This is a genomic window from Conyzicola sp. (genome assembly GCF_057073975.1).
The window spans coordinates 1-5,113 of sequence record NZ_JBXMIS010000098.1 but is presented as its reverse complement, the minus strand read 5'-3'; the positions used below and the strand labels follow the sequence as shown (position 1 = coordinate 5,113).

4 protein-coding genes are annotated in these 5,113 nt (G+C 66.2%); all 4 read right to left on the bottom strand.

Annotated features, from left to right (window positions below; genetic code table 11):
- The coding region (locus AC14A7_RS08775; protein WP_484008197.1) for an L-ribulose-5-phosphate 4-epimerase at positions 1-496 on the bottom strand (496 nt) is incomplete at its 3' end.
- Positions 497-507: 11 nt separating this feature from the next.
- Positions 508-2,106 carry a xylulokinase gene (locus tag AC14A7_RS08770; RefSeq protein ID WP_484008195.1) on the bottom strand — a complete coding sequence of 533 codons (1,599 nt, stop codon included), beginning with the start codon at positions 2,104-2,106 and terminating at the stop codon, positions 508-510.
- 133 nt (positions 2,107-2,239) lie between these two features.
- Positions 2,240-3,457: a multiple monosaccharide ABC transporter permease gene (gene mmsB, locus AC14A7_RS08765; RefSeq protein ID WP_484008193.1), complete on the bottom strand. Its 1,218-nt coding sequence runs from the start codon at positions 3,455-3,457 to the stop codon at positions 2,240-2,242.
- 32 nt (positions 3,458-3,489) lie between these two features.
- Positions 3,490-5,019, bottom strand: a complete 1,530-nt coding sequence (gene mmsA, locus AC14A7_RS08760; protein WP_484008191.1) for a multiple monosaccharide ABC transporter ATP-binding protein — start codon at positions 5,017-5,019, stop codon at positions 3,490-3,492.
- Positions 5,020-5,113 lie beyond the last annotated feature (94 nt).

Genomic DNA, 5,113 nt, shown 5'->3' with positions numbered 1-5,113 from the left:
CCCGCGACCGGTGCCCCGACAGGGTCGCCACGATCGCCCGCCCGATCGAGTCATCGCCGATGATCGCGAACGGGCCAACCGGGATCTCCCCGCCGAACTCGTCGGCCATCGCCGTGATCACACACGGGATCGCCTCCCCGCGCGCCGCCCACGCCGTGGCGTAGGTCGAGTGCGTGTGCACCACACCGCCAACAGACGGCATGTTGCGGTACACGTACGCGTGCGCCGCGGTGTCACTCGACGGCGAGCGCTCGGAGCCGGGAGTGCCCTCGATGACGTTGCCGTCGAGGTCGCAGAGGATCTGGTTGGCGGGGGTGAGGTCGTCGTAGCTCACGCCGCTCGGCTTGATGACGAACAGGTCGGCGCCCGCGACGCGCGCGGAGACGTTGCCGCCGGTCCACACGACGAGGTCGTATCGCACGAGCTCGTCGTGCAGGCGGGCCACCTGCTCACGGGCATCGGCGATGGCCGCCTCGAGTGCTGGGGTCTGGTTCACGGTCGTCCTGATCAGATGGCGGCGACGGCGGCGCGCTCGATGGCGAGTCCGGCGCGGTAGGTGTCGAGGTAGGCGGAATAGCCGGCGACATCCTCTGCCGTTGGCTCCACCATCGCGGCGTCGCCGGCAGCGAACACGCGGGAGTCGAGGAAGGCGGCGAGGCCGAGACCGCTGTCGTCGGCGGCGAAGGCGGCAAGGAGCGCGATGCCCCACGCTCCGCCCTCGGAGGCGCTGGATGCCACACCGACGGGAGCGTCGAGGGCGGCGGCGAGGAAGCGCTGGGCGACGCCCGCCGTGCGGAACATTCCCCCGTGCGCGTACATGCGGTCGAGGGCAACCTGCTCGCCGGCGAGCACCTGCATGCCGAGGCTCAGCGTGCCGAAGACCGCGTAGAGCTGGGCCCGCATGACGTTGGCGAGAGTGAACCGGCTGTCGGGCGTGCGCACGAACAGCGGACGGCCAGCGTCGAGCCCGGCGATCGGCTCGCCCGCGAGGTAGTTGTAGGCGAGCAGGCCACCGGCGTCTGGCTCCCCCGCCAGCGCCTGGGTGAACAGCGTCTCGTAGACCGCGTCGGTCGAGAGACCGAAGCCCGCCGACGCGGCGAAGCTCTCGAACAGCCCGACCCACGCGGCGAGCTCGCTCGCGCCGTTGTTGCAGTGCACCATCGCGACCGGGTCGCCCGTCGGGGTCGTCACGACATCCAGCTCGTGGTGCGCGTGCTGCAGCGGGCGCTCGAGCACGACCATGGCGAAGATGCTGGTTCCGGCGCTGACGTTGCCGGTGCGCGGTGCGACAGCGTTCGTCGCGACCATGCCGGTGCCGGCATCCCCCTCCGGCGGGCAGACGGGCGAGCCCGGCTGCAGTACTCCGCTCGCGTCGAGCAGGGCGGCGCCGTCGGCGGTCAGCTGCCCGGCGTCGGCCCCGGCGACGAGCACCTCTGGCAGCAGGCTGCGCAGCGGGCGGTCGAGTCGGCCGAGACCGTCGTAGCGAGAGAGCAGGTCGGCGTCGTAGTCGCGGGTGGCCGGGTCGATCGGGAACACCCCGGATGCGTCGCCGACACCGAGAACGCGTCGCCCGGTCAGCCGCTCGTGCACGTACCCCGCGAGCGTCGTGATGTGGCCGAGGCTGGCAACGTGAGGCTCCGCGCTGAGCACGGCCTGGTGCAGGTGCGCGATCGACCAGCGCAGCGGGATGTTGACGCCGAACAGCTCAGACAGCTCTGCCGCAGCCTCGCCGGTGCTGGTGTTGCGCCAGGTGCGGAACGGGACCAGCTGCGTGCCTTCGGCGTCGAACGCCAGGTAGCCGTGCATCATCGCGGAGACCCCGAGGGCGTTGAGGCGCTCGAGGGGCACACCATAGGCGTCGGAGACCGAGGCGGACAGCTCGGCGAACGCGCCCTGCAGGCCGGTCCAGACGGCGTCGAGCGAGTAGGTCCACGTGCCGTCGACGAACTCGTTCTCCCACTCGTGCGACCCGGTCGCGAGCACGGTGGTCAGGTCGTCGCCGATCAGGCAGGCCTTGATCCGCGTCGAGCCGAGCTCGATGCCGAGGGTGGCGCGACCGGCGGCGATAGCCGCTGCGCTCGACTCCCGAGAGGGCGTGCGTGACATCGATAACTCCATCGTTGCGAATCGTCATGGCAGGTGATGCGCAGAATGTTAGCGCTCACATGAATGGGCCAATAATACAACCACCGGCGTCCACTCCCGAAATCTACGCGGGAGTGGACGACCGATGGCTGTCTTAGCTGCCGGAGGAGCGGCGCTTGTTGAAGACGTCGAAGGCGACGGCGAGAAGCAGCACGAAGCCCTTCACTGCCTGCTGCCACTCGATGCCGATACCGAGGATCGACATGCCGTTGTTGAGCACACCGATGATGAGACCACCGATGATCGCACCGGCGATGGTGCCGACACCACCCTGCACCGCGGCGCCACCGATGAAGGCGGCCGAGATGGCCTCGAGCTCGAAGCCGTCACCGGCCTTCGGGCCGGCCAGGTTGAGGCGGGCGGTGAAGACGAGGCCGGCGAGGGCCGCGAGAACACCCATGTTGACGAACAGGAAGAAGTCGACCTTCGCCGTCTTGACACCGCTGAGCTCTGCCGCGTGACGGTTGCCGCCGATCGCGTAGATGTGGCGGCCGAAGACGCTGCGGTTCGAGACGACGCCGTAGATGAGCACGAGCACGGCGAGCACGATGAGCGTGATCGGGATGCCCTTGAACGAGGCGAGCGCGAGAGCGAAGGCGATGACAGCGGCCGAGATCAGCACGAGCTTCGTGATGAACCACGCGAAGGGCTCGACCTCCTGGCCGTAGCTCTGGCGCCCGTGGCGGGTACGGAACTGCTGGATGACGAGGCCGAGAACCGCGAGAACCGCGACGCCCATGGTGAGCGGGTCGATCTGGAACTCACCGAACACGTTGGTGAGGAAGCCGTTGCCGAGGGCGCGGTACTCGGTCGGGAACGAGCCGATGTTGGCGTTGCCGAGGGCCACGAGCGCGAGACCGCGGAAGATGAGCATGCCCGCGAGCGTCACGATGAACGCGGGTATCTTCACGTAGGCGATCCAGAAGCCCTGCCATGCACCGACGATCGCGCCGACGAGGAGCGAGAGGATGATGGCCGCCCACCACGGAAGGCCGAAGTCCCGAAGGAACACGCCAGACATCGCGCCGACGAAGGCCGCAACGGATCCGACCGAGAGGTCGATGTGGCCGGCGACGATGACGAGCACCATACCGATTGCGAGGATGAGGATGTAGCCGTTCTGAACGATCAGGTTCGAGATGTTCTGCGGCCGCAGAAGGATCCCGTTCGTGAGGATCTGGAACAGCACGACCACGGCGACGAGCGCGAGGAAGATGCCGTTCTTGCCGAGGTCGCTCACCACGTGGCTGAGCGAGTCCTTGAAGCGGTCGACGGTGGGGACGCCTGCGTCCTTGGTGCTGGTGTCAGACATGAGGTAGGGCTCCTAGTTGTTCGCCGGCCGCGTCAGCGGGGCGTTTCCATGGTCATGAGTTTGATGAGCGATTCGGGGTCGGCCTTGGCGATCGGCAGTTCTCCGGTGATCCGACCCTCCGAAAGGGCGTAGATCCGGTCGCAGATGCCGAGCAGCTCTGGCAGCTCGGAGGAGATGACGATGATGCCCTTGCCCTCCGCCGCGAGCTTGTTGATGATCGTGTAGATCTCGTACTTGGCGCCGACGTCGATGCCGCGGGTGGGCTCATCGAGGATGAGCACATCGGGGTTCGCGTAGATCCACTTGCTCAGCACGACCTTCTGCTGATTGCCACCACTGAGCTTTCCGGTCTTGGAGAGCACGGTCGGCGACTTGATGTTCATCGACTTGCGGTACTCGTTGGCGACCTTGTACTCCTCGTTGTCGCTGACGAGCCGGAGCCTCGTCAGCTTCTCGAGGCTGGCCATCGAGATGTTGCGCTTGATGTCCTCGATGAGGTTGAGCCCGTACTTCTTGCGATCCTCCGTGGCGTAGGCGATGCCGTTCTCGATCGCCTCGGAGACCGTGCGGGTATGGATCTCCGTGCCGTTCTTGAACACCTTGCCGGTGATCTTCGATCCGTAGCTGCGGCCGAACAGGCTCATGGCGAACTCGGTTCGCCCGGCTCCCATGAGGCCGGCGATGCCGACGATCTCGCCGGCGCGCACGTTGAGGTTCACGTTGTCGACGACGACGCGGCTCGTGTCCTGGGGGTGGTGCGCCGTCCAGTTCTCGACGCGCAGCAGCTCCTTGCCGATCTTCGGCGTGTGATCCGGGTAGCGGTGCTCGAGGTCACGGCCGACCATGTCCTTGATGATGCGCTCTTCTGTGACGTCATCCTTGGCGATCGTCTCGATGGCCTTGCCGTCGCGGATGACGGTGACGGAGTCGGCGATCTTCTTGATCTCGTTGAGCTTGTGGCTGATGATGATCGACGCGATGCCCTGGCCCTTGAGGTGCAGGATGAGGTCGAGCAGGTGGTCGGAGTCCTCGTCGTTGAGAGCCGCTGTCGGCTCGTCGAGGATGAGCAGCTTCACGCGCTTGGACAGTGCCTTCGCGATCTCGACGAGCTGCTGCTTGCCGACGCCGATGTCCATGATCTTGGTCGTCGGGTTCTCTTTGAGTCCGACGCGGGCGAGGAGCTTGGATGCCTCGAGGTTGGCCTTGTTCCAGTCGATGAGACCGAAGGCGCCCTTGACCTCGTTGTTGAGGAAGATGTTCTCTGCAATAGAGAGGTAGGGGCTGAGGGCAAGCTCCTGGTGGATGATGACGATGCCCTTGGCCTCGCTGTCGCGGATGTCGCGGAAGCTGACCGTCTCGCCCTCGAAGACGATGTCACCGTCGTAGCTGCCATGCGGGTAGACACCCGACAGCACCTTCATGAGGGTGGACTTGCCTGCGCCGTTCTCGCCGCAGATGGCGTGGATCTCGCCACGGTCGACCGTGAGCGACACGTCCGCGAGCGCCTTGACGCCGGGGAAGGTCTTGGTGATCGACCGCATCTCCAGGATGTTCGAGGTCACAACCTGCCTGCTTCCTTCTGTAAATCTTGACTGTGGGTGGAGCGTACTGCGCACTGCTATTACTAGCGCGGATGGTGGCGGGGAGGAAGACCTC

Excerpts from the sequence above, each read along its gene's own strand:
- mmsB (WP_484008193.1), bottom strand. The coding sequence starts at position 3,457 with ATGTCTGACACCAGCACCAAGGACGCAGGCGTCCCCACCGTCGACCGC.
- AC14A7_RS08770 (WP_484008195.1), bottom strand. The coding sequence starts at position 2,106 with ATGTCACGCACGCCCTCTCGGGAGTCGAGCGCAGCGGCTATCGCCGCC.